The sequence below is a fragment of the Nostoc sp. genome (genome assembly GCF_041747015.1).
In the GTDB taxonomy this organism is placed as follows: Bacteria; Cyanobacteriota; Cyanobacteriia; order Cyanobacteriales; family Nostocaceae; genus Nostoc.
Map to the genome: position 1 here is coordinate 37,859 of NZ_JBGTFY010000182.1, position 23,904 is coordinate 61,762.

Below are 23,904 nucleotides of genomic sequence, written 5' to 3' on the forward strand. Positions count from 1 at the left end.
CCTTTAATTATTCACGCCCACCTATTTACACTAAAATGAGTGCGTGATATGCCCAAAGAGTAAGTCGAATGCCATTTTGCTTGCGGAAAACACTGAAATGAGTAAGTCGAATGGCATTTTGAATAAGTCGAATGACGTTTTGCTTACAAAAAACACCAAAATGAGTAAGTCGAATGGCATTTTGAGTAAGTCAAATAACGTTTTGCTTACGTAAAACACCAAAATGAGTAAGTCGAATGGCATTTTGAGTAAGTCAAATGCCATTTGGTGAAAGCATTTAAGTATTTTGATCAAGTAATCAGCAAATATCCTTGACAATAAAATATCCGATTTAGTGGACTGGAATTAGATTCTCTCGTTCCCAGGCTCCGACTAGAAATGCTAAAAAGTTACTACACTGCGAATTGATTCGCCTTTGTGCATTAATTCAAAAGCATGATTAATTTGCTCAATGGGCATCACATGGGTAATCAAATCATCAATGTTTATCTTACCTTCCATGTACCAATCAACAATTTTCGGCACATCTGTACGTCCTTTAGCACCACCAAATGCTGAACCTTTCCAAACACGCCCAGTTACTAATTGAAAAGGACGAGTACTGATTTCCTGCCCAGCAGCAGCAACACCAATAATTACACTAACACCCCAACCTTTGTGGCAGCATTCTAATGCTTGACGCATAAGTTTGACATTACCGATACATTCAAAACTATAATCAGCACCGCCTTTTGTTAAATCAACTAGATAGGGAACTAAATCACCCTCTACTTCTTGAGGATTAACAAAGTGTGTCATGCCAAACTTTTCTGCCAAAGCACGTTTGCTGGGATTAATATCTACCCCGACAATCATATTCGCCCCTACCATCCGCGCTGCTTGGATGACATTTAAGCCAATACCACCCAAGCCAAAAACTACGACATTTGCTCCCGGTTCTACCTTGGCAGTATTGATAACTGCACCAATACCAGTAGTGACACCACAGCCAATGTAACAAACCTTATCAAATGGCGCGTCTTCTCGAATTTTTGCCAGGGCGATTTCCGGCAGCACCGTATAGTTAGCAAAGGTGGATGTACCCATGTAATGATGAATCATTTGCCCATCGATACTAAAGCGACTGCTGCCATTAGGCATGACACCGCGTGCTTGAGTTAAGCGAATAGCTTGACAAAGATTAGTTTTGAAACTCAAACAATATTCGCACTGACGGCATTCGGGAGTGTACAGAGGAATCACCTGAGCCCCTGGTTTGAGACTGGGGACACCAGCACCTACCTCTACTACCACACCAGCACCTACATGTCCCAAAATTGCCGGAAACAAACCTTCGGGATCTTCACCAGATAGGGTAAAGGCATCAGTATGGCAAACTCCGGTGGCCTTAACCTCAACTAACACTTCCCCAGCTTGCGGTGCTGATAGTTGAACGGTTTCAATAGTCAACGGCTTACCTGCACTATAAGCTACTGCTGCTTTAACTTGCAATGTCAGATCTCCTGTATAGTTTTTTAATGTTCTCCCCAATGCTAAAGCAGGGGATTGTTTCACTTAAATATATTGAGCGCATGATACACTTTTGTATCACTTCATCGTATTTACTAAGCACGATCGCCGCCATAACAATAAATATACTTTGTTAAAGTATTATTCTCTAGCTAAATTAGTTAAAGGCGGCAATAGCTGTTTTGGCAACGATGTAAACTTGATGTCAGCAGCAATTCCCAGATAATTTGTCCATCCTCAATTAATAAATTTTGTCACAGCTTATGAACCCTGCCCTAACACAAATTGGCGCTCAAATGTCTAACCTGACTGGCGTAAGAGCAATCATGAAGGATATTATCGAAACATTACGAGCGGGTGCAGGGCAGCAGTTTATTAATTTGAGTGCTGGTAATCCGTTGATTTTGCCAGAGGTAGAGCAGTTGTGGCGGGATTGTACTGCACAGCTTTTAGCTAGCTCTGAATATGGTGAGGTAGTTTGCCGCTACGGTTCAAGTCAGGGCTATGCACCGTTAGTTGAAGCGATCGCTAATGATTTTAACAAACGCTACGGGTTAAACTTAACCGAACGTAATATTCTCATTACTCCCGGTAGTCAAACTCTTTACTTCTACGCTGCAAATACCTTCGGTGGCTACACTTCCAGCGGCAAGTTAAAACAAATCGTTTTGCCCCTCAGTCCTGACTATACAGGTTACGGCGGTATCTGCTTAGTTCCAAAAGCTTTAATCGCCTACAAACCAACTCTCGATATTGATGTAGCTGCCCACCGATTTAAATATCGCCCCGACTTCAGCCAAGTGTCGATTACAGAAAATACAGGTTGTGTGATCTTCTCTCGCCCCTGTAATCCCACTGGTAACGTCCTCACCGATGATGAGGTGAAAAAGATTGCTGCTCTGGCTGCACCTTACAATGTGCCCGTGTTAATTGACTCGGCTTATGGACTTCCCTTCCCAGCATTGAACTTTACCGACATGACACCAGTGTTTGGTGATAATATCCTCCACTGCATGAGTTTATCGAAAGCCGGATTACCAGGAGAAAGGATTGGTATTGCTATTGGGGATGAAAAGTGGATTGAAGTGCTAGAGTGCTTCCAGGCAAATATAAGTCTCCATTCTTCACGTTACGGCCAAGCGATCACTGCCCTTGCAATTAATTCTGGTGCTTTAGTGGAAATTTCTAAAACTGTCATTCGTCCCTTTTACCGAAATAAGTTTGCCGTTTTAGAAACCAACTTAGAACAAGCGATGCCCAAGAATTTACCTTGGTTTCTACATCGCGGTGAAGGAGCAATTTTTGCTTGGCTGTGGTTAGAGGATTTACCCATCAGTGACTGGGAATTTTACCAGCGACTAAAGCAAGTAGGTGTAATTATTGTACCTGGAAATACCTTCTTCCCTGGTTTAGAGGAAGAGTGGGCGCACAAGCATCAATGCTTCCGCATCAGTCTTACAGGTAGCGATGAGGAGATTGCCACTGCTATGAAACGTTTAGCAAAAGTAGCTGAAGAAGCTTATCAACGTGCCGTAGTGAGTGCTGAGTAGTGACTGGGGAGTGCTGAGTGGGAGATGAGGGAGAAGAATTAATAATTAATGTTTAATGCCCAATGACAAATGACAAATGACAAATGACAAATGACAAATCAAATGATTGGCTAGAAATTGGTAAAATTGTTGCTCCTCAAGGATTATCTGGAGAATTACGGGTTTATCCTGTATCTGACTTTCCCGAAAGATTTGAGGTGCCGGGAAAACGTTGGTTGTTGCGTTTGGGTGAAACCGAACCACAACCAATGGAATTATTGACAGGACGTTATATCAGTAACAAAAACTTATATGTAATCAAATTAGCTGGTGTGGAAAATTGCGATCAGGCGGAAGCGTTGCGCGGTTGTAAGTTAATGGTGGCAGCAAGCGATCGCCCCCAATTAGGCGAAGATGAATATCATGTCCTCGATTTAATTGGCTTGTCAGTCTTTATGCAAGCATCTGGCGAACTCGTTGGTACGGTGGTAGATATCATCGCCGCCGGCAATGATTTGTTAGAAGTAAAGCTGGATGAATCATTTACTGCTGACAAAAAACAAAAGACTGTTTTGATTCCATTTGTGCAAGCGATCGCACCAGTAGTAGACTTAACATCTGGTCGCATTGAAATTACGCCGCCACCTGGGTTGTTGGAAATTAATAACTAGGTCATTTGTACTTTAAATGTCCAATGACCACCTTTTTCTATCATAAACCTTACGTGAAGAAAATTTAATATGCAATCTTTTAGGCGTGATGGCTGATCTTTTTCATGTTGAAATTACTTGAATGTGAAACTTACGTTAGTAAAGCATTATACCCTGTTTTTATTTTCTTTTTGTTGAAGTCTTGTTATCAATATTTCCTGACTTAAGTCAGGATTTTTTGTTTTAAAAACTACTTAAAGAACGGTTTTTCAAGTGATTGGCGATTTTTGGGGAATTTATTTTTGATTATTTACCGAACTTATCTACATTTGGGGTGTACTCTCAAGATACGGTAGCTCTCATACTCAACCTTTGAGATAAATTACACCCAGAGGTGAATACTATGAAAAATTATGCTGACAAGCAGGAATTTATATTAAATCAAATCACAAATAAATCTTTTAAGCACCAAGATTTGAGTGGATGTGATTTAAGAGAAATCGATCTGAAAGGAGTTGATTTAAGTGGTGTTAACTTCATAGGATCTGATTTACGTGGTGCAAATCTATGCGGTTCTATCCTGATTCGTGCTAATTTAAGTGGCGCAAATTTAATGCAAGCTAGTTTACGTGGAGCTAATTTGTATGAAGCCTCTTTGTGTGAAGCTAATTTAATTAATGCTGACTTAAGACAAGCAAATTTATGTGGAACTTTCTTATGGCGGGTAAAACTCACAGGTAGTAACCTTTGGGGAACTTCTTTATGTGCTGCGGATTTGAGAGAAGCAGACCTAAGTGAAGCCCAATTAATTGAAGCATCGCTGATTGAAGCTAACTTAAGTTTTGCAAATCTCGCCAGAGCAAAGCTATGTGGAGCAATATTATTAGAAGCTAATTTAACTGAAGCTAATTTAATGGGTGCAGACCTGACATGGGCAAACTTAACTAAGGCAAACTTGAGTAAGACAAACCTTTCAGAAACAAATCTGATTTATGCGAAGTTACGGGATACTATCATGCCTGATGGTACAGTTGAGCAACCTCAGATAGTGATTTATTAGTCATTTATCATTTTCTCTCAATGACCAATCACTAAAACTCGCGTTGTGAGAAGAGAAGGATAGCGATCGCTAACAACATGGCACTATAAACTAAGCCATAGCCAGCATTGGTAATCAGTCCAGTTACATCAGGTAGTGCTTGCAGACCATAAACAGCATCATTTTTTAAATCTAATCTAGATAAATCTGGCAAAATTAGAAACAAGCCTTGAGTTAGACGTTCCATACCAGGGTTGTGACTCAGACGACCAAGTTGTACTAAATCTTGAGTAACATTACCGATTAAATATACCGCAAAGGTTAAAACAGTCGCTAGCAGAGAAGCAGTAAAAACACCGAATGTAATAGCTAAAGCGGTTATTAATGATAACTGCAAAAATAAAAAAATTGCAGCAATTAAAATGCTCGCCGTTGGATGAGGAATATTACCAATTTGCAAAAATACTAGATAAATTGCTGTCATCATGGCGACAAGTAGAGCTAATATTGCGGATAAACCCAAGTATTTGCCGATGATAATTTCGCTGCGGCTGACAGGTTTAGCAATTAACATTAAGATAGTGCGTTTTTCAATTTCTTTATTAACTAGTCCCGTACCAACAAATATCGTCACAATTAACCCGATGGCATTCATGGCCGCCATCCCAAAGTCTAAAAACATTTTGTCTTCAGTTGTAGCTGCAAACTCAGGAAGGACGCGGAAGGCGGTGGCGAGTATTAGCGCATAAAAACCAATAATATATAAGATGCGATCGCGTACCACTTCCTGAAACACATTCTTTGCTAATACAAAAATTCTGTTAATACTCATTTGTTATTTGTCATTGTGCATGGTCTCCCTTACTGCTGTGGAGGTGGCGCTCCAGCAATCAATTTAGTAATGCGATCGCATTCAATTTCTGCAACTGTAATCTTATTTCCTGAACCATTGGTTGCTGCAACTGGTTCAATCCGACAAGATTTTTTTAAGTAATAGCCCCGTGGGTTAGAACTCGGGCCTATCCAAATACTTAATAAATCTAATATGTATCCAGACTTAGTATTAGCTACACGCGGTTCAACGCGCCATAATTCCTTCTCTTCATATTGACTTAGGTTTTTTTGAATTATTTCCCTACCTAGAGTTCCTACCCGTTGTTTCGCATCTAGCAGCCATTTCTCTACTTCCGACCAAGGTCTTTCAGCTATTTGTTCTACTACTATTGGTTGAATTTTGTCTAGAATTATAACGCCATTTCGTGGGATTTTTACTCGTTCTTCTGTTCTTACAACAAAGGCACTACGTTGAAAAGTATCTGCCTGCAAGCTTGGATATTGTCGTAACCAATTATTCATCACAAAATAAAACTGAATCCAGCAACTTAGCAGCATACTACTAGCAACTAAAACTATAATTCTTTGGCGGTCTTCTGGCTTAGGAATTCGAGCTTTAGCGTCGGTGTCATTTCCTTCAATAAATTCTGGTATTGCTGTAATTAGTGCCGAAATTGTCGGCCAAAAAACTATTGTTCTTGGTGTAACTACATCCTCCTGATTTCCAAATGCAAAAACACTCACTAAGAATCCAGTGATGACTGCCCCAACTGGCATAAAAGTACCAGGAACCCTCAAAGGATCTTCAGTTGTATACCAAGCTGTACCAGCAATTAAAAATAACCAACCAAAAAAGGCAATTATATCTTTGATATAACCTGTAGCAAAAAATGAAAGTATCAAAGAAAAAACACTTAGATAAACAAATGTCTGCCAAGAATAAGCTTTTGGTGGAATTAATATCTTTCTAATTCCTGCATAAAGCCCTTCAGTAAATTTAAAAAGCCCAAATACATCTTTAAGTAGCGTATTCATATTTTTCCTACACCTGATTAATTAATCACTAGATTTCCTCTAAATTAAAAAAGTAAATTATTGCTACTTTGAACGAAAAAATAAAAGAACGGTTATAGCACTATAGCTCAGGGAATTTGCTATTAATACAGTAGTAACTAAATAAGTATTTTGTAATTTAATATTGCTAAAACGACGCCATTTTTGACGCTGAGATGTTTGAGGCTCTTCTTCTTTTTTAGCTACTGGTTCATTTAATGATAGTAGTAAAACTCTTAAAATGAAAAATTTCATTAAAAAAGTAGCAAAGAAAATTACAAAAGCAGTTAAGACAATTAAAGTTTGTGTATTAGGCGATTTGAAATTATTAAAAAACATATAATTAATTAATTCTGATTTTACCTGTATCGGCACCATTGGCTCTGATACAAAAAATATTAACCAACCAATTACGCTAGAAAATAAATTGATGGAAATAGCATAAAAAGTACTAGTTTTTTTGTCAAATTTTAGTCGATTGTGAAAAACATACGCTTCGATAGGGATGGCAATCAGTACAAATAAAAAGTCAAATAGAATTCCACCAATCGGAAAAATCCTGGGAAGCATCCAATTTTCAGGCATATCAATGATCACCGATAAAGGTTAACTGTAGAGAGTATAACTGGGATAGTAAGGATGATGGGGAAATTATCACACTGTTCTTGTCCTTTATCATGCTGGTATACCAGTATTTATTTACTTACTAATATTGTTAGTACATCAAGCAGACTTTTGCACAGACGCGCTAAAGAGGCAGTTTCTCCCTAAGAGTACAAGACGTTCGATAAGATTAAAGACTGCCACGTTATAGCTTTTTGATAAATGACAAGGAACGGTATCGGTATTCGCACGGCGCAAGTGCGTCATGAACGGCTTATTGGTCAAATTCACGTCTACGATGGTGTAGGCAAAGGTAAGTCCCAAGCGGCTTTAGGGGTGGTCTTGCGCTCGATTGGTTTGGGGATAAATACACCTAGCAATTCCAACCGTGTTTTACTGCTGCGGTTTTTAAAAGGCCCGGAACGAGATTATGATGAAGATGGCGCGATCGCAGCTTTACAGCGTGGCTTTCCCCATTTAATTGACCAGGTTCGCACTGGGAGAGCCGAATTTTTTGGGCCAGAAGAAATTACCGCCTTTGACCGAGAAGAAGCAGCGCGGGGTTGGGATGTGGCCAAAGGTGCGATCGCTAGCGGTTTATATTCAGTTGTGGTCTTCGATGAAATTAACCCCATCCTGGATTTGGGTTTGCTACCAGTAGATGAAGTGGTGAAGACATTAAAATCCAAACCCCAAGAGTTAGAAATCATCGCTACCGGACGCGCCGCGCCGCAAAAGTTGCTCGATATTGCAGATTTGCACTCTGAAATGAAACCCCACCACCACCCAACAGCTAAAGCCCTCTTACTTGAAGGGATTGAAATTTATACTGGTGCTGGTAAAGGTAAATCTACCAGCGCCTTAGGTAAAGCCTTGCAAGCGATTGGTAGGGGAATCAATCATCCCGGGTCTACCCGTGTGTTGATTATGCAGTGGCTCAAAGGTGGTAGTGGCTACACAGAAGACGCAGCGATCGCTGCCTTGCAGCAGTCATATCCAGAAGTAGTAGATCATCAACGCTGCGGTCGAGATGCGATCGTCTGGCGAAATTCTCGGCAAGAATTAGATTATGTAGAAGCCGAACGGGGTTGGGAAATTGCGAAAGTTGCGATCGCTTCTGGACTGTATAAAACTATTATTCTTGATGAACTAAATCCCACCGTTGACTTAGAATTACTCCCCGTTGAACCCATTGTCCAAGCCTTGCTCCGCAAACCCCGCGACACCGAAATCATTATCACCGGTCGCTGCCAAAATCCACCCGCGTACTTCGACTTGGCTAGCGTCCACTCAGAGGTTTACTGCCACAAACACTATGCTAATCAAGGTGTAGAACTTAAACGAGGGGTGGATTTTTAAATGATGTATAATTAATACTCCGCTTGATTGGGAAAATTTTCCAAATTAAACTTTTTCCTTCTCATTTCCTTCAGATTAACTTCATAAAGTTTTGTTTTTTAATTCAGTAGATACTCGTTTTAATAGTTCAGTAAATAGTGGAAATTAAGAAAAAGGGTTAAAGGGATTGAATTTGCTTTTTCCCCTTAACCCTTTGCTTTTCACCACAAAAGTTTTAAAAGTCCCTTTTGCAAAAGACTCCCATGAACAGAGTCAGTACAAAGTGCCCGCTACAATAGCACAATTAAGAACAAAAATCTCTTTCCCTATTCCCCGTCACTTGTAAGCTGTTGCCTATTTTCAAGATAAGTTTATTTTGCTTATACTTATACTTTAAATCACAGCTTCTTGGCGTTGACAATCAAAAACAACCATGTAGGAAGCATTTGGTATTTCCTGAGGAAGATGCCGCATATAGCCATCGGCATCAGAACGGCTGCGGAAGCGAGCAACAATTTCCCGTTGTGTATTAGGAATTATACGAGCGATCGCCCAAGAATTGAGTCGCTCTTTATAGGCGATCGCTTGATTATCTGAGTTGGAAGCTTTGTAATCCGTATTTTCTGGCATAATTATGTTAACCGTATGAAGTTTCATGAAGGGCGTTAATTAGTTTCTAGGTAGGAACGCATTAACGCTTTTTTTTAATGCTTCTGCCACCTTGTTATTCGATTATTTATAGATTGTCAACACTTAGCGCTATATTTTAGACCAACTGCGCGATTTTTCTTAATACACTTAAGTAAAGCCCACAACGGGGAACAAATAAACAACCATGTTCTAAATTATACGATTAGTTACGTAAAAGTACACCCTAAAGGGCAATTTATAAATTGCCCCTACTTAAAAATCAGGGTTTCGGCTATTATTTGCGTAAGTTTTGTATACATTAAAAATTAAATTTCAAATGTACAATAACGTGCATAGGCTAAAGAGTACACACAGTAAAGCTATGTTGCTGGTATTGCGTTTTTTATAGTTAGTGGAAAAATACTTAATATTTTCAAGTTGATTTAGTCATTTGAAGATATTTTTAGGATAGCTGCGAAGATACCTAAATATACAACTTTAAAATTTTAGTATCTTGACTAATAGCTATAAATTAGTTAAATCTTTTAAGCAAGTAGCTGTTCTTGACGATTGCTACTAAATTCGATACAATTCCTGCGTAAATAGATTCTTGGCCACTAAAGATGAGAGCAACAGCATCAATCTTAAAAAAATTAGCTACACAAATGGGAGCAGTTGTATTCATAGAACCAGAATACGAATTAGTTGGACATATTACATTTAAAAACGGAAAAAAATCAGTTTTTAATAATACTAGACTAGATATTAATGGCTTTGGTTCTTCACATTTAGCTAGCGACAAAGGTTATTGTAATTATTTTCTAAAACAATTTGGTTATGCAGTTACAGAAGGAAAAACATTTTTTAATGAAAAAATATGTGCTTACATTCCCAATCCTAGAAACATCCATGATGGCTGGAATTATGCTCAGGAATTAGGATTACCAGTTATTGTTAAACCATTAAGTCTGAGTTTAGGAGTTTTGGTAGTTAAGGTGTATGAAAAAGAAGAATTTTATCAAGTAGCTGAGAAAATTTTGCAGACTCAATCAGGTTTACTTGTAGAAAGATTTTATAGTGGTAATGACTTCAGAATTTTAGCTTTTGATGATGAAGTAGTTGCTGCTTATCAAAGAATTCCTTTATCTGTGATCGGTGATGGTAATTCCACTATTATGCAATTAGTAGAAAATAAACGCCAAAAGTTTGTAAAAAATAATGAAAAAATACTTATTGATTTAGAAGATTTCCGCATTCATCGAAAATTACACAGACAAAATCTATCTTTGGAAACTGTACTTCCTGAAGATAGTTTAGTTTATCTTTTAGATAATGCTAATTTATCCAATGGAGGTCATTCAGTAGATTTCACTGATAGTATTCATCCTGATTTTCAAAAGTTAGCTATTAAGATTACTAAGGATTTAGGCTTGAGATTGGCAGGGGTAGATATCATTACTACTGATATTACTAAGCCATTGGTAGATTATACTGTGATTGAAGTCAATAGCGCCCCTGGTTTAGGTCATTATATGTCACTTGGAGAGATCCAAACTCAGAGAGTAGAAAACTTATATCTCAAAGTTCTTCAAGCTTTAGAAAATCAGCAAAGCCTAGCAATGGTTAATTGTACCACTGCTGCTCATTAACAAGATATCAGACAAAATCCTCGTCTAGAGTGAGGATTTTGTTTAACAGTTTTTATCTAGTAGGGATTCAAATTCAGCTTGTAAGCTATACCAGACGTTCAGTTTGATTAATCATGCTCGAAATTTTTGATTGCGATCGCTGATTTACAGTCTAGCATTTTCAAATTTACGATTATAGACAACTATCTAAAGAGTGAAAGTTTTCCCTGATAATCTGACCATTAGTTAGTTGTGTAATTTCGATAAAAGATTATCATTAATAATGATCTTGTCAATACATATTTTCTTTTGTTAAAAAGTAATAAGTATGATCATGGATAAAGCTTGACAATTTGCATTCGTAGTTTGATTGACGAAGCAAGCTGAACAATCATCTGGATATTTGTGAGGATTTAACCTCGTATCCTGTGTTTGCCAATAATCAATCAAAAAATTTGAGAAATCGCTTTAATTTTCTTTGGAGGATAATTTCATGTCTAGTTTATTTCGTTGGTCATCAGCAAGGAGCATTTTGCTAGTTCTGGGAATGACCGCTGCTACAGTAACTCCTATGGTGATTTCTGCCCCAGCTTCATCTCAAAATACTGTTCCAACTACTCCATCTGTAACACCATCGCCGACTTCAACAGTTAACTTGTCTGATGTTTCCTCAGATTATTGGGCGCGTCCCTTCATTCAAGTTTTAGCTGACAATAACGTGATAACCGGCTTTCCTGATGGTACTTTTAAGCCGAATCAATCTGTGACTCGTGCTGAATTTGCCGCCCTAATTCAAAAAGCTTTCAGGAACCAAAACCGAATTCGGCAATTGAGTTCTGGTGGATTTAAAGATGTTCCTGCTGGCTATTGGGCGTCCTCTGCAATTCAGTTCGCTTACGAAACTGGATTTTTGGCAGGCTATCCTGGAAACGTGTTTTCACCAAGTCAACAAATACCCAAGGTACAGGCGATCGTTGCTTTAACAAATGGTTTAGGTTTAACTAGTAGCAGTACTGGAACAAGTACTGACCTTAGCACCTATTATAACGACGCTTCAGCTATCCCAGACTATGCCGTTAGTAGTGTGACAACAGCAACGCAATCTAATATTGTTGTCAATTATCCAGATGTAAAACAACTTAATCCGCAACAATCTTTGACTCGTGCTGAAGCAGCAGCACTTTTATATCAAGCCTTAGTCAAGCAAGGACAGTTGCAACCCATTGCTAGCAATCTTCCAGCTACTCAGTATATTGTCGGCGGAACTCAAACTGGCACTGACATTGTTTCTTTGGCTGCATCCAGTAATTCTTTTACAACTCTGACTTCATTATTAAAGACAGCCGGTCTAGTAGACACTCTGCAACAGGCTGGGCCTTATACAGTTTTCGCTCCCACTAATGACGCATTTGCTGCTTTGCCTGCTGCTACCTTACAGCAATTACAGCAACCAGAGAACAGAGAAGCATTAGTTAAGATTTTGACATACCATGTGGTTCCTGGTGCAGTAACTTCTAGTCAACTCACAAATGGCGAATTGAAAACTGTCGAAGAAAGACCTGTAAATATTCAAATCGATTCCGCTAATAATCAAGTCTCGGTGAATAGTGCCAGAGTTATCCAGGCGGACGTCAGAGCTAGCAATGGTGTTATCCATGCAATTAACCAAGTCCTGATTCCGCCCGATATTAATATTAGTCAGTTAAATCAGCCAACAAATGCTACAATCCCCGATGTTACGCCCGGTAGAGCTACTCGTGGTGGCAGAAGCTATCTCGGAGTTGCTGGTAACATTGGTTTGAGCGGCAACGATACAGCTCTGAGCGAAGGTAACTTTGCGGTGATTAGTAAAGTTGGTCTGACAAACTTTATATCAGTGCGACCATCGGTGATCTTTGGGGACGATACAATATTTCTGGTTCCCTTGACTTTTGATTTCAATCCACGCAGAGCAGCTTCCGTGGGTGAACAAACCTTCAGCATATCTCCTTATTTAGGTGCTGGCGTAGCGATTGAAGCTAATCTCGATACTGATTTTGGATTACTGCTAACTGGTGGTGTAGACGTTCCTATAGGTTCTCGATTTACGGTGACAGGTGCTGTAAATGCTGCTTTTATGGATCAAACTGATGTAGGATTGCTACTCGGACTTGGCTACAACTTCTAAGCATTGGCAGAGACGCGATTAATCGCGTCTCTTCTTTAGCAGGGGTTGAAATTTAAACGCAAAGGAGAGGCAGCGCGGTCTTCTCCCAAAGGGAGAGGCTAGCGCCTTCGCGGAGCGTCTCGTAGAGAAGGGGGTTTCCCCCATGAGTGACTGCCGACGCAGAGGGAAGCGCAGAGGCATGCAGAGAATTCGTTAGAAAGTAATTAAATGGGGTACTAAGTTTGAGTCAAACTGGATTAAGGTCGCTTGATAGCTAAAGTTAGTCCATCTGCAATGGGGACTAGGGAGAGCGTTACCCGTTCGTCATGATGTAACTTATTGTTGAGTGCACGAATTGCTTGGGTACTTGCATCTTGAATTTGCGGATTAGCAACTTGTCCTGACCATAAAACGTTATCAATAGCAATTAATCCACCCGGACGCACTAATTGCAACGATCGCTCATAATATCCATCATAATTTTCTTTATCGGCATCAATAAAAGCAAAATCAAATGTCTCGCCTTGTCCAGTTGCCAATAGTCCATCTAAAGTTTCCAAGGCTGGTGCCAATCGCAGCTCGATTTTATCAGCAACCCCGGCTTGCTGCCAATATCTGCGGGCGATCGCAGTAAATTCTTCACTCACATCACAAGCAATAATCTTCCCATCAGCAGGTAGTGCCAAAGCTACAGAAAGGGAGCTATAACCCGTAAACACTCCAACTTCTAGGGTTTTCTTCGCTCCAATTAACTGTACCAAAAGACTCATAAACTGCCCTTGTTCTGGTGAAATCTGCATTCCACTCCGGGGATGGCTGGCGGTTTCTTGGCGTAACTTTAAAAGAATATCCGGTTCCCGCAGTGAAACGGATAAAAGATAATTGTAGAGTTGGTTATCAAGACCTATAGACTGTTTTGGCATGGTAGATGAGAGAATTGAGACAATCTACAGTTATACTATCGCTGATAAGTGGAATCTTAGGAATAACATGGTGCGGTTAGTTTTGACAGCAATATTGCTATTGCTAGTAACAGCTTGTGGCAGTATTGGACTGCTACCGACTAGAGATTTAGTGCAGAAAGCGATCGCACTTAAGCTAGAACAAACTCAACAAAAGCTTAGTCAACAGTTGGATTTAGATTTTCAAGGATTTGAAATCAAGCGGCTATCAATTACCGAGGAACAACCTCTAACGATTGAAAGTTTACCAGCTTTCCATGTTCGCGGAACCTACGACTTGATTGTTAAGTTACCAAAAAGACGCTTGACGGAACCGACAAAACCGTTTGACGTTTATCTACAAATTCAGCAAGAAGGTAAAACTTGGCGATTGCTACTTCCACAGAAGAGTAGCAAAGATACTCAACCAATTTGGCGTAGCTATCTTATCCAGTAATTGCTACGTGCAACTATAAAAACCATCACAGGTATTTAGCGTTGCTACTTTGCCCAAAAGGGTAGTAAACCAATTTGGCGTAGCTATCTTATCGAAAAGCTGGTATGTGCAGATAGAAAAACCATCACAATGATTTACGTATAACTGCTGCTTTACAGTCATGATCGAGGTGATAATTTCACTGGAGACAAGGCAAAATGTATATTAACTTTTTTATCAGTTCCATTACTGGAATTGTAGTTGTGGTGCTAGCGGCTTTTGGCTTATTGCAATGGTTGCACATACCTGCTGGTAATTTTCTCGATTGGGTAATTGGTGGTGCCAGTTTTTGGTGGCTGTTGGTAATTGTTACCGTCCCGTGGAATGTGCATTTTCAAGCTAAAGAAGTCTTAGCAGAAGCAGCACAATCAACGGAGAAAGGAATTCCGGTTGATGAGAAACAAGTGAAGTACGTTACAGTTTTGGCAAAGCGATCGCTCTGGGTTGCCATTGCCTTACACTTATTCTCAGCCGTTGGTCTTTATACCCTGGCTGCCACTGGTGTTAGTACGGTTGGGTATATCAGTTCCGGTGCAGCTTTACTATTAACTATTTTACGTCCAGCGATTCGGGCTTACGAGTATTTATATGCGCGGTTAGCGACGATTCGCCAAGAATGGAAGTATCCCCGCGAAGATATTGTTGAACTGCGCGATCGCTTCTTTATATTGGAACAAAAAATCCAGTCTTTCGAGGATCAACTCAACCCAGAACAACCCTATTCATTGCCAGCAACTCAACAACGTTTTGCCGAAGAAACTCGCAAAGATTTAGCTCGAATGGCGGCAAATTTAGAGGAATTACGGGCGACAAATCAAACTGAACATGAGCGTTTGGGGAGAGAAACACGAACTGCGATCGCTCAACTTTCCACTGACGGGCAATTTCTCGATCATGTGCGTGAAATTATTCGATTCTTTAAAACAGCCTAATTCAGTTCTAAGCTAGATTTAAGCCCAGAGGACACAGAGAGAAGAAAGAAAAAAATTGCTGAACTGAACTGTATTGTCTTATACCTAAAACCTCTTGGTATGGCAATAGCTCATTTAAAAACCACACAAGTCAAATCTTAAATAGCCATTTGAGCCATTTTAATAGTATATAATAATGGATCGTGTCGAATCAAAGTTAGACCATGCCTAAACTAAAGACTCGTAAAGCCGCAGCGAAGCGATTCCGTGCCACTGGTACCGGCAAAATCGTCCGTCGTAAAGCTTTCAAAAGCCACCTTTTAGAACACAAGTCTTCTAACAAAAAGCGTAGTATGCGTCAGAGTACACTTGTACATGAACGCGATGAACTTAACGTGCGCTTGATGCTCCCATATTTGTAAGTCCTCAGGAAATAAGTTATGACACGGGTAAAACGCGGTAATGTAGCTCGGAAGCGCCGCAATAAAATTCTCAAACTAGCTAAAGGTTTTCGTGGTTCTCATTCAACCCTGTTTAGAACCGCCAACCAACAAGTAATGAAGGCGCTACGCAGTGCCTACCGCGATCGCAAAAAGAAAAAGCGCGATTTTCGCCGCCTTTGGATCACCCGCATCAATGCTGCTGCAAGGCAACACGGCTTGAGTTACAGCCAGTTGATCGGCAATTTGAAAAAAGCTGATATCCAACTAAATCGCAAGATGTTGGCGCAATTGGCAGTCCTCGATCCAGCTAGCTTCAGCAAAGTTGCTGAATTGGCAACTCAAGCTCAAGGATAAAGGTGGCAAGGGATGTATAACAGATGTAACAAATGGCAAGTAATTACTCAGTTACATCTGGTATTATCCGCCATCTTTTTTTGCTTTTCCATTGGGGGGACAGGATTGAGTGCATCTGCTGCCGAAATGCCAGAAATTCAGCGGCGGGGCTATTTAACTATTGCAGTTAAAGATAACTTACGTCCCTTGGGATTTAAAGATGCCAAAGGCAACTTACAAGGCTTAGAAATTGACTTAGCGCAGCGATTAGCAGTTGATTTGGTTGGTAAAGCCGAGGCTGTCAAATTTCAACCTGTAGCGAATCGCGATCGCTTATCTGTAGTCTTAGATAAGAAAGTTGATTTGGCGATCGCTAGGGTGACAGCAACTTCTTCACGCACCCGCATAGTTAATTTCAGTGTTCCCTACTACTTGGATAGCACTGTATTAGTTACAAAAGATGCCTCTGTACAAAAGTTGAGTAATTTGGCAAAACAAAAAATTGCCGTACTGAATAACTCCAGCACCATTGCTAAAGTGCGGTACTATGTGCCAAACGCCGAGTTAGTAGGAGTGGATTCTTATGAAGAAGCGCGAGAGCAAATAGAAAGTAGTGCCGCCGTAGCCTTTGCCGCAGATGCTAGCGTTTTGAGCGGTTGGGTGCAACAATATCCCCAATATCGGCTACTGCCAATCAAACTATCAACTGAACCCTTATCTGTAGTAATGCCCAAGGGATTGCAGTACGATGAGTTAAGACGAAATGTAAATGAAGCGATCGCTCGTTACATAGCAGAAGGTTGGCTCCAACAACGTATTCAATATTGGGGTTTACCGTAAGTTTGTTCTTAGTGAATAACAAAAGACAACTGATAATAGATAGAGAAGCAACTTTTAATATTTGTATTTGCAGGTAATGGATAATAATCTAGTCGTTGTTTATCTCTCAATCTTGGTGGGTATACTCACAGTTGTTGCTGTGGGTGTTTTTCGCCAGATTTTCAAAACTCGCAAGATTGAAGGCTCTTTTGGAAGATTGCGAAAGAAGTTAGAAAAAGAAAAGGGTACGACTCAAGAATATTATGAGTTAGCCAGTATTTATTCAGAAAAAAAACTCTATTCTCTAGCGATCGCACTGTTTCAAAAAGCTCTCAAATCTGCCCAAGAAGAGGGAGAAGAAAATATCGCCCCCATTTATAACGGACTAGGCTATGTTTATTTTACCCAAGACCAATATGACCTAGCGATTCGTCAGTATAAAGAAGCTCTCAAATCTAAACCAGACTACGTGACAGGATTGAATAATCTCGGTCATGCTTACGAGAAGAAAAAATTAACTTCTCAGGCATTACAAACTTACGAAGAAGTACTGAAATTTGCTCCAAATAACTCTACCGCTAAACGCCGTGCTGAATCTTTACGCCGTTTGGTTTCTGCATAATTTAAGGTCATTTGTCATTTGTAATTGGGTTATTTTCCTTGTCTTAACTGCCCCCCTAATCCCCATTCCCCAACTATTAACAAATTAGTTGGGGTTTTTTATGCTTCTCTATTAAATTAACTAAATAATTAAGCCAGTAAATTTACTGAAGCCAACTACTGATTTTATCCGATAATTTGGGGCGAGCAAATAGTAAGTATTAATCAGTAAGATCATGGCAGACAAAATTCTGGATTTCGTAGAATTCAAAAAAGATGACACAGAGGGTGTTGATGGGCTTGCTAATGCCAACTCCGTCACAGTCAGCCCCGACGGTAAATTCCTTTATGTATCGGGATATTCTGACTCGGCAGTGGAGGTGTTTGCCCGAGATGCACAAACAGGCAAGCTGACTTTCGTGGAAGTTCAACAAGATGGCATAAACAGTGTTGATGGGCTTGCTAATCCCACCTTCGTCACAGTCAGCCCCGACGGAAAATTCCTCTATGCATCTGGATATTTTAACTCCGCAGTAGTGGTGTTTATGCGGGATACTAGCACCGGCAAGCTGACTTTTGTGGAAGTTCAAAAAGATGATACGCCTGGTATTGATGGGCTTAGTGGTGTCAGTTCTGTCACAGTTAGCCCCGACAATAAATTTCTCTATGCAACTGGAGTAGATGATTCGGCGGTAGCGGTGTTTGCGCTGGATGATACCACTGGCAAGCTGACTTTTGTGGAAGTTCAACAAGATGGTGTAGGCGTTGTTGATGGGCTTGCTGGTGCTGAGTCCGTCACAGTCAGCCCCGACGGTAAATTCCTCTATGCAGCTGGATATGAAGACTCGGCAGTAGCAGTGTTTGTACGGGATGCTACCACCGGCAAGCTGATTTTCGTAGAAGTTCAAAAAGATGGCGTAGGTGTTGTTGATGGGCTTGATGGCGTCAACTCCCTTATCGTTAGCCCCGATGGTAAATTCCTTTATGCAGCGGGATATAATGACTCGGCAGTAGCAGTGTTTGCACGGGATGCTACTACCGGTCAGCTGACTTTTGTGGAAGTTCAAAAAGATGGCGTAGGTGTTGTTGATGGGCTTGATGGTGCCGAGTCCGTCACAGTCAGCCCTGACGGTAAATTCCTCTATGCAGCTGGAGTAGATGAATCGGCAGTAGCAGTGTTTGCACGGAATGCAGAAACAGGCAAGCTGAGTTTCTTAAAAGTTCAAAAAGATGGCGTAGGCGTTGTTGATGGGCTTGCTGGTGCTTACTCCGTCACAGTCAGCCCCGACAGCAAATTCGTCTATGCAGCTGGATATGATGACTCGGCAGTAGTAGTGTTTGATAGCTCTCCCAACAATGCGCCAGTTTTGGTAAAAGAAATTGCTGACCAAGGAGTTACTGAAGATAGTGTCTTCAACTTTAAAGTTCCAGATGATACCTTTACGGATGCAGATGTTGAAGACATCCTGACTTACACTGCAACCCTGGAAAATGATGACCTCCTACCCACTTGGTTGAACTTCGATACTGCTAGCAAAACCTTCATTGGCACTCCCTCTGGTGAGGATGTGGGTAGTTTAAACATCAAAGTCACTGCTCAAGATAGTACTGGAGCTAAAGTTAGTGATGTGTTTACACTAGCGATCGCTGATGGGACTGCTCTACTAACAAAAATTACAGGCGATATCTTTACTGTCAAGACTAAGCTGAACATTAAAGGTGATAAAGGAAAACTCTCAATCAAGATTAAAACCAGCACCTCCAAAGAGGTGAATGAACTGGGTGTATTTTTCGTTGACGATGAACAAGGTAAGATTAACGGCATAGCCCCTGGTGCAGAAGGCTATACCCTAGCGGCTCTTTCGCGCTCCCAGGTGATTTCATATGTCCTTGGCAATCTGCCCAATGGCTTTAATACCGCTGACCTGACAAACATCTTAGAATTCGACTCTGATACCAAACTGCGATTCTATGAGGTATCCAAGGGTAGTCGTGAGGATGTGCTGTCTGGAAAAACCTCCTTATCAAATGTCCTTTTTTCCTCAAATAACAACGCAGAAGATGGAGGGTTTTCTCTCAACTTCCAGGATTTTGTTGTGAATGTTCAGTCCACAGATCAAGCCTTACCTTTGGGTACAAGTTTGCAAGGAGAGGACGAAGGCGAACTGATTGATTTACGGGGTGTAACACAATCGATAACAGCTAAGGTTACAGTTAACAGAGAAGCTTCTTTCAACAACTATGTAGGCTTCTATGAAATAGCTGATGCGAGTGGTGGTATTGACACCAACGGCGATGGCACAGCAGATATTCTCATTGGACAAGCTGGTTACACCCAAGCCGCAGTGCGTCAGCGCGTTGCAGGCATTGACTTGACGGTGGACAACCAAGGTACAGCAACTTACACAGGTAGTTTTGACCAGGCTGATTCTGTGTTTGCGCCATTTATTATTGTTGATGGTAGAGCCGATGCCATTCTTGATGGCAATGCTAATAATGATCCTAGCGTTTACTTCACATTTTTGGGCGCTAACTCAGACAAGACAGATCACATTCGTCTCTTAGCCAACAACACCTTTGGCTTTGAAGATTTAGCAAATGGTGGTGACAAAGATTACAATGATGTCATTATCCGGATAGATTTGAGTGTTAATGCTGCATAGTATTAATCCCTGGTAATCTTTGCATAAAATTTAACAACTTTATCCCGTAACATGGATGGGGTTGTTGAATTTTAGCAATTAGATGGACTCATATTAATTAAATCAGTAAATTTACTGAAGGCAATTATTGTCTTTCTTTCATAAATTTAATAATTGATTCGTCACTTTTACAGTTAATTTTTATTAAATTCAGCTAGCAAAAAAGTGATAGAGAATTTCTTCATAAGTCGGGCATGGTGATGTTTAACAAGGAAAGCTCATTGTCTTTCGCCATAAGTTATACTGTCAACGCTTATATTCAAGAATTTGTAAAAATAATTCGAGAAATTTAAAGTTTTTTTTTATTACATAATTTTTAATTAGGGTATTTACTTAGGAAAGCATTTGTGATAGTTTCATGTTGATTATCATAAATTAAAATATGCGACTCTAATTTTAACAACCGCATTTTTGCACCTTGGTTTGATGATGAGTATCCATTTTGCATACTTGCAATGCTAACTTCCATAACAGTGGTGATCATCTGCTCCGAATATGAGTGTGTAATTAGATAAAAAGCTCCTCAGTGGTTTTACATATCTAAGTACACTAAATACTATAGAAGTCTTGTCCTTGATTGCATAACACCAAATACTGCTGCTGTTAGTAAAACAGATGCTGCTTAATTAACTGATAACTTGATTCCTCACTTTTAGCTTCCAACTTGTTTGATATGACTTATATTAAGAACACTTTTCTCGAATTTCTTACGACCCTAGAAGGGTTTGAGCAATTACCAGATGAGGCGATCGCTAATTTATCACAACAACTCCAAGCCTGGCGCTACCGCGTAGGTCAGAAAATCATCGGTAAAGAAAGTCTCCCAGACCGGATCACCATAATTTATGAGGGACAAGTGCGCCTGTTGGGATACGAACCCCAGACGCAAATGCCAATTACCCTAAAATTACTACAACCAGGGGAAATTATCGGCGAAATTGGTTTGTTGCGCGATGTCGCCTGTGAAACAGCGATCGCCTCCACCGAAGTAGTATGTTTAACCTTGACTGCATCTGCGTATTTCAACTTTCTGTCTTCATACCCAGCCTTTGCCGATACTCGCAAGAACCGCAGTTATTTGATGGAAGTTTTTGAGATTCTCGGTTCCTATTGTCAAAAGCAAGCGATCGCTACTTTAAATCTCAGAGAACTGACAGAAAACGCCTTACCACAGGCGAGAGTCCAATACCTCCCTCCAGGAAAAACTTCATTCAATCAACTGGATAGTAAAAGCATCTGGTTTGTGAGTGGCGGTGGTACAGTAACGAATTTATCACCTGGCGATCGCCTAGAATCCAATGATGACAGAGACAAGATCCAAGTCATAGGTCAAAACCCCGCACGGTTGGTTGGTATACATCCGTCAGATTTGATCTTGGAAGCTAGTCATCAGATAGAACTTGTGGTAAGTGACACCAAATTAGATCGCGTAGAAGAAAAAGAAGAACTAGATATCCCCTACGCATCAGACGAAGTAGTTACACAGACAGCCTCCCAAACCTCAAAGAGTTCGCTAAAACAGAAATACCCGTTTTTTAGCGGTAAGGGAGAATTAAATACAGCCTTCGCCTGTTTCCAAATGCTCACGAAACACTTAGAAATACCGTTTCGTCGAGAAGTGGTTCGCCGCATCCTAACTGAGCAAGTCAAACGTCAGGGTAGTATATCGTTTCAAGTTACTGCTTACCTGGCTGAGTTAATCGGACTTAAGGCACAGTTAGTAGAGCTACCAGTTGCTTCGCTGCCGCGCATTCCTGTACCAGCATTGATTCGCTATGGTGATAGTTTTGCCGTTTTATATGCAGCGGATGCAAATACTATGGTTGTGGGTGTCCCATCCCAAGGAATTGTGCGCTGCAAACCCGCTCAATTGGTTGAACAATTGGATGTTGATCCAACCAACTTTCCACCCCAAGTTAGGGTATTGCTGCTGAGTGCTACCAACGAAACACCCCAAGAGCGCTTTAGTTTACGGTGGTTTATACCCTATTTGGCACGCCATAAGCGAGTCCTTATAGAGGTCTTTATCGCTTCCTTTTTCGTCCAGTTGGCAGCGTTGGCAAACCCGCTAGTCGTCCAGTTAATTATCGACAAGGTGATCACCCAAAATAGTATTGGCACCTTAAATATTTTAGGGGTTTTGCTATTAGTAGTCGGGATATTTGAAGCAGTATTGACTACTTTAAGAACCTACTTATTTGTTGATACCACGAACCGGATTGATATGGGTTTAGGGTCGCAAATTATCGACCACTTACTACGTCTACCCCTGCGCTACTTTGAACGCCGACCGGTGGGTGAACTTTCCACTCGCATCAACGAATTAGAAAATATCCGGCAATTCCTGACTGGTACTGCCTTAACAGTGGGGTTAGATGCTCTGTTTTCCGTGGTTTATATCGGTGTGATGCTGATTTATAGTTGGCTACTTACCTTAGTCGCCCTAAGCACGATTCCCGTGTTTATCATTGTTATCTTAATTGCTTCTCCCACCATTAGCCGCCAGTTACGTGCCAAAGCCGAACGCAACGCCGAAACTCAATCTTATTTAGTGGAGGTGATGTCAGGAATTCAAACAGTAAAAGCGCAAAATATCGAATTGCGATCGCGCTTTTCCTGGCAAGAGCGTTACGCTCGGTTTGTCGCCGCTGGTTTTAAAACAGTTGTGACTTCCACCCTCGCTAACTCTACCAGTAACTTCCTCAACAAACTCAGCAGCTTACTGGTTTTGTGGGTAGGAGCTTATCTCGTACTCGAAGGAGAATTAACTTTAGGCGAATTAATTGCCTTTAGGATTATATCGGGTTACGTCACCAGTCCAATATTGCGTTTGGCTCAACTCTGGCAAAGCTTTCAAGAAACGGCGTTGTCTCTGGAGCGTTTAAGCGATATTGTCGATACACCACAAGAAGGAGAAACAGACCGTTACAATATACCGCTACCGACGATCACCGGAGCAGTAAAATACGAAAATGTTTCCTTCCGCTTTGGCACGAGTGGCCCTCTGCAACTTTCTAATGTCAACCTCGAATTTGCTCCAGGTCAATTTATCGGTATTGTTGGACAAAGTGGGTCTGGTAAAAGTACGATGATGAAGTTACTGCTCAGACTTTACGAAACTGAGTCCGGCAGAATTTTGATTGATGGTTATGATATTGCTAAAGTGGAACTTTATTCACTACGACGACAAATTGGTGTAGTTCCTCAAGAGACATTATTATTTGACGGCAGCGTTCAAGAAAATATTGCCCTAACAAATCCTGATGCGACAACCGAAGAAATTATCGAAGCGGCTCAGGTTGCGTGCGCCCACGAGTTTGTAATGAGCTTGCCCAACGGTTATAACACGCGGGTAGGAGAACGGGGTTCCGCACTTTCGGGTGGACAACGCCAAAGAATTGCGATCGCTCGTTCTGTTTTACAACGACCAAAATTATTAGTATTAGATGAAGCAACGAGCGCATTAGATTATCCCACAGAGCGGCAAATATGTCTCAATTTAGCCAAAGCATTCAAGGGCGACACAGTATTTTTTATTACCCATCGGTTGAATACTGTGAGTAATGCAGACATGATTGTTGTAATGGATAATAGCAGGGTTATAGAACAAGGTAGCCATCAAGAATTAATGGCTACTAAAGGTCATTATTTTTACTTATATCAGCAGCAAGATGTGAACTTGTAATTAGTCATTGGTGGG

General features: G+C 40.6%; 20 protein-coding genes. 14 read left to right on the forward strand and 6 right to left on the reverse strand.

Annotation, left to right across the window (positions count from 1 at the left end; genetic code table 11):
• Positions 1-381 precede the first annotated feature (381 nt).
• Positions 382-1,491, reverse strand: a complete 1,110-nt coding sequence (locus tag ACEW80_RS14730; RefSeq protein ID WP_373527346.1) for an S-(hydroxymethyl)glutathione dehydrogenase/class III alcohol dehydrogenase — start codon at positions 1,489-1,491, stop codon at positions 382-384.
• Positions 1,492-1,772: 281 nt separating this feature from the next.
• Here ACEW80_RS14730 and ACEW80_RS14735 point away from each other — a divergent pair, with 281 nt between their 5' ends.
• The 3 genes from ACEW80_RS14735 (at position 1,773) to ACEW80_RS14745 (ending at position 4,748) form a co-directional block, all read left to right on the forward strand.
• The gene (locus tag ACEW80_RS14735; RefSeq protein WP_373527304.1) at positions 1,773-3,059 is read left to right on the forward strand and encodes a valine--pyruvate transaminase; all 1,287 of its coding nucleotides are present in this window, start codon (positions 1,773-1,775) and stop codon (positions 3,057-3,059) included.
• Positions 3,060-3,142: 83 nt separating this feature from the next.
• Complete coding sequence (rimM, locus tag ACEW80_RS14740) at positions 3,143-3,709, forward strand: ribosome maturation factor RimM (protein WP_373527305.1); 567 nt, start codon at positions 3,143-3,145, stop codon at positions 3,707-3,709.
• Positions 3,710-4,091: 382 nt separating this feature from the next.
• Positions 4,092-4,748 carry a pentapeptide repeat-containing protein gene (locus ACEW80_RS14745; RefSeq protein WP_373527306.1) on the forward strand — a complete coding sequence of 219 codons (657 nt, stop codon included), beginning with the start codon at positions 4,092-4,094 and terminating at the stop codon, positions 4,746-4,748.
• A 31-nt stretch (positions 4,749-4,779) separates the two neighbouring features.
• Here ACEW80_RS14745 and ACEW80_RS14750 read toward each other — a convergent pair whose 3' ends face one another.
• The 3 genes from ACEW80_RS14750 to fraC form a co-directional block, all read right to left on the reverse strand.
• A complete protein-coding gene (locus ACEW80_RS14750; RefSeq protein WP_373527307.1) occupies positions 4,780-5,559 on the reverse strand; it encodes an ABC transporter permease in 780 nt (259 codons plus the stop codon).
• Between the two features lie 29 nt (positions 5,560-5,588).
• Positions 5,589-6,596 carry a septal junction protein FraD gene (gene fraD / locus ACEW80_RS14755; protein ID WP_373527308.1) on the reverse strand — a complete coding sequence of 336 codons (1,008 nt, stop codon included), beginning with the start codon at positions 6,594-6,596 and terminating at the stop codon, positions 5,589-5,591.
• Positions 6,597-6,659: 63 nt separating this feature from the next.
• On the reverse strand, positions 6,660-7,199 hold the full coding sequence (gene fraC / locus ACEW80_RS14760) for a filament integrity protein FraC (RefSeq protein WP_373527309.1): 540 nt from the start codon (positions 7,197-7,199) through the stop codon (positions 6,660-6,662).
• Between the two features lie 240 nt (positions 7,200-7,439).
• Here fraC and ACEW80_RS14765 point away from each other — a divergent pair, with 240 nt between their 5' ends.
• The gene (locus tag ACEW80_RS14765; protein WP_373527310.1) at positions 7,440-8,576 is read left to right on the forward strand and encodes a cob(I)yrinic acid a,c-diamide adenosyltransferase; all 1,137 of its coding nucleotides are present in this window, start codon (positions 7,440-7,442) and stop codon (positions 8,574-8,576) included.
• 372 nt (positions 8,577-8,948) lie between these two features.
• On the opposite strand, the gene ACEW80_RS14770 is transcribed toward ACEW80_RS14765, so the two are convergent.
• On the reverse strand, positions 8,949-9,185 hold the full coding sequence (locus ACEW80_RS14770) for a hypothetical protein (protein ID WP_373527311.1): 237 nt from the start codon (positions 9,183-9,185) through the stop codon (positions 8,949-8,951).
• Between the two features lie 623 nt (positions 9,186-9,808).
• Here ACEW80_RS14770 and ACEW80_RS14775 point away from each other — a divergent pair.
• Together ACEW80_RS14775 and ACEW80_RS14780 are read left to right on the forward strand one after the other, a co-directional pair.
• Positions 9,809-10,834, forward strand: a complete 1,026-nt coding sequence (locus ACEW80_RS14775; protein ID WP_373527312.1) for a cyanophycin synthetase — start codon at positions 9,809-9,811, stop codon at positions 10,832-10,834.
• 472 nt (positions 10,835-11,306) lie between these two features.
• Positions 11,307-12,980, forward strand: a complete 1,674-nt coding sequence (locus ACEW80_RS14780) for a fasciclin domain-containing protein (RefSeq protein ID WP_373527313.1) — start codon at positions 11,307-11,309, stop codon at positions 12,978-12,980.
• A gap of 236 nt (positions 12,981-13,216) precedes the next feature.
• Here the strand turns inward: ACEW80_RS14780 and ACEW80_RS14785 are convergent, their stop codons facing one another.
• Complete coding sequence (locus tag ACEW80_RS14785) at positions 13,217-13,882, reverse strand: class I SAM-dependent methyltransferase (protein ID WP_373527314.1); 666 nt, start codon at positions 13,880-13,882, stop codon at positions 13,217-13,219.
• A 67-nt stretch (positions 13,883-13,949) separates the two neighbouring features.
• On the opposite strand from ACEW80_RS14785, the gene ACEW80_RS14790 reads away from it, so the two are divergent.
• The 8 genes from ACEW80_RS14790 to ACEW80_RS14825 all read left to right on the forward strand — a co-directional run bounded on the left by ACEW80_RS14790 (position 13,950) and on the right by ACEW80_RS14825 (position 23,889).
• Positions 13,950-14,357, forward strand: coding sequence for a hypothetical protein (locus ACEW80_RS14790; protein ID WP_373527347.1), 408 nt, complete (start codon positions 13,950-13,952; stop codon positions 14,355-14,357).
• Between the two features lie 197 nt (positions 14,358-14,554).
• Positions 14,555-15,328, forward strand: a complete 774-nt coding sequence (locus ACEW80_RS14795) for a hypothetical protein (RefSeq protein ID WP_373527315.1) — start codon at positions 14,555-14,557, stop codon at positions 15,326-15,328.
• A gap of 203 nt (positions 15,329-15,531) precedes the next feature.
• Entirely contained in the window at positions 15,532-15,729 is a 198-nt protein-coding gene (rpmI, locus tag ACEW80_RS14800) for a 50S ribosomal protein L35 (protein WP_373527316.1), read from the forward strand.
• A gap of 18 nt (positions 15,730-15,747) precedes the next feature.
• Complete coding sequence (rplT, locus tag ACEW80_RS14805) at positions 15,748-16,104, forward strand: 50S ribosomal protein L20 (RefSeq protein ID WP_373527317.1); 357 nt, start codon at positions 15,748-15,750, stop codon at positions 16,102-16,104.
• A gap of 12 nt (positions 16,105-16,116) precedes the next feature.
• Positions 16,117-16,923, forward strand: a complete 807-nt coding sequence (locus tag ACEW80_RS14810; RefSeq protein ID WP_373527318.1) for a transporter substrate-binding domain-containing protein — start codon at positions 16,117-16,119, stop codon at positions 16,921-16,923.
• A gap of 76 nt (positions 16,924-16,999) precedes the next feature.
• Positions 17,000-17,524, forward strand: coding sequence for a tetratricopeptide repeat protein (locus ACEW80_RS14815; RefSeq protein WP_373527319.1), 525 nt, complete (start codon positions 17,000-17,002; stop codon positions 17,522-17,524).
• Between the two features lie 214 nt (positions 17,525-17,738).
• A complete protein-coding gene (locus tag ACEW80_RS14820) occupies positions 17,739-20,165 on the forward strand; it encodes a beta-propeller fold lactonase family protein (protein WP_373527320.1) in 2,427 nt (808 codons plus the stop codon).
• Between the two features lie 712 nt (positions 20,166-20,877).
• The gene (locus tag ACEW80_RS14825; protein ID WP_373527321.1) at positions 20,878-23,889 is read left to right on the forward strand and encodes a peptidase domain-containing ABC transporter; all 3,012 of its coding nucleotides are present in this window, start codon (positions 20,878-20,880) and stop codon (positions 23,887-23,889) included.
• Positions 23,890-23,904: the final 15 nt, after the last annotated feature.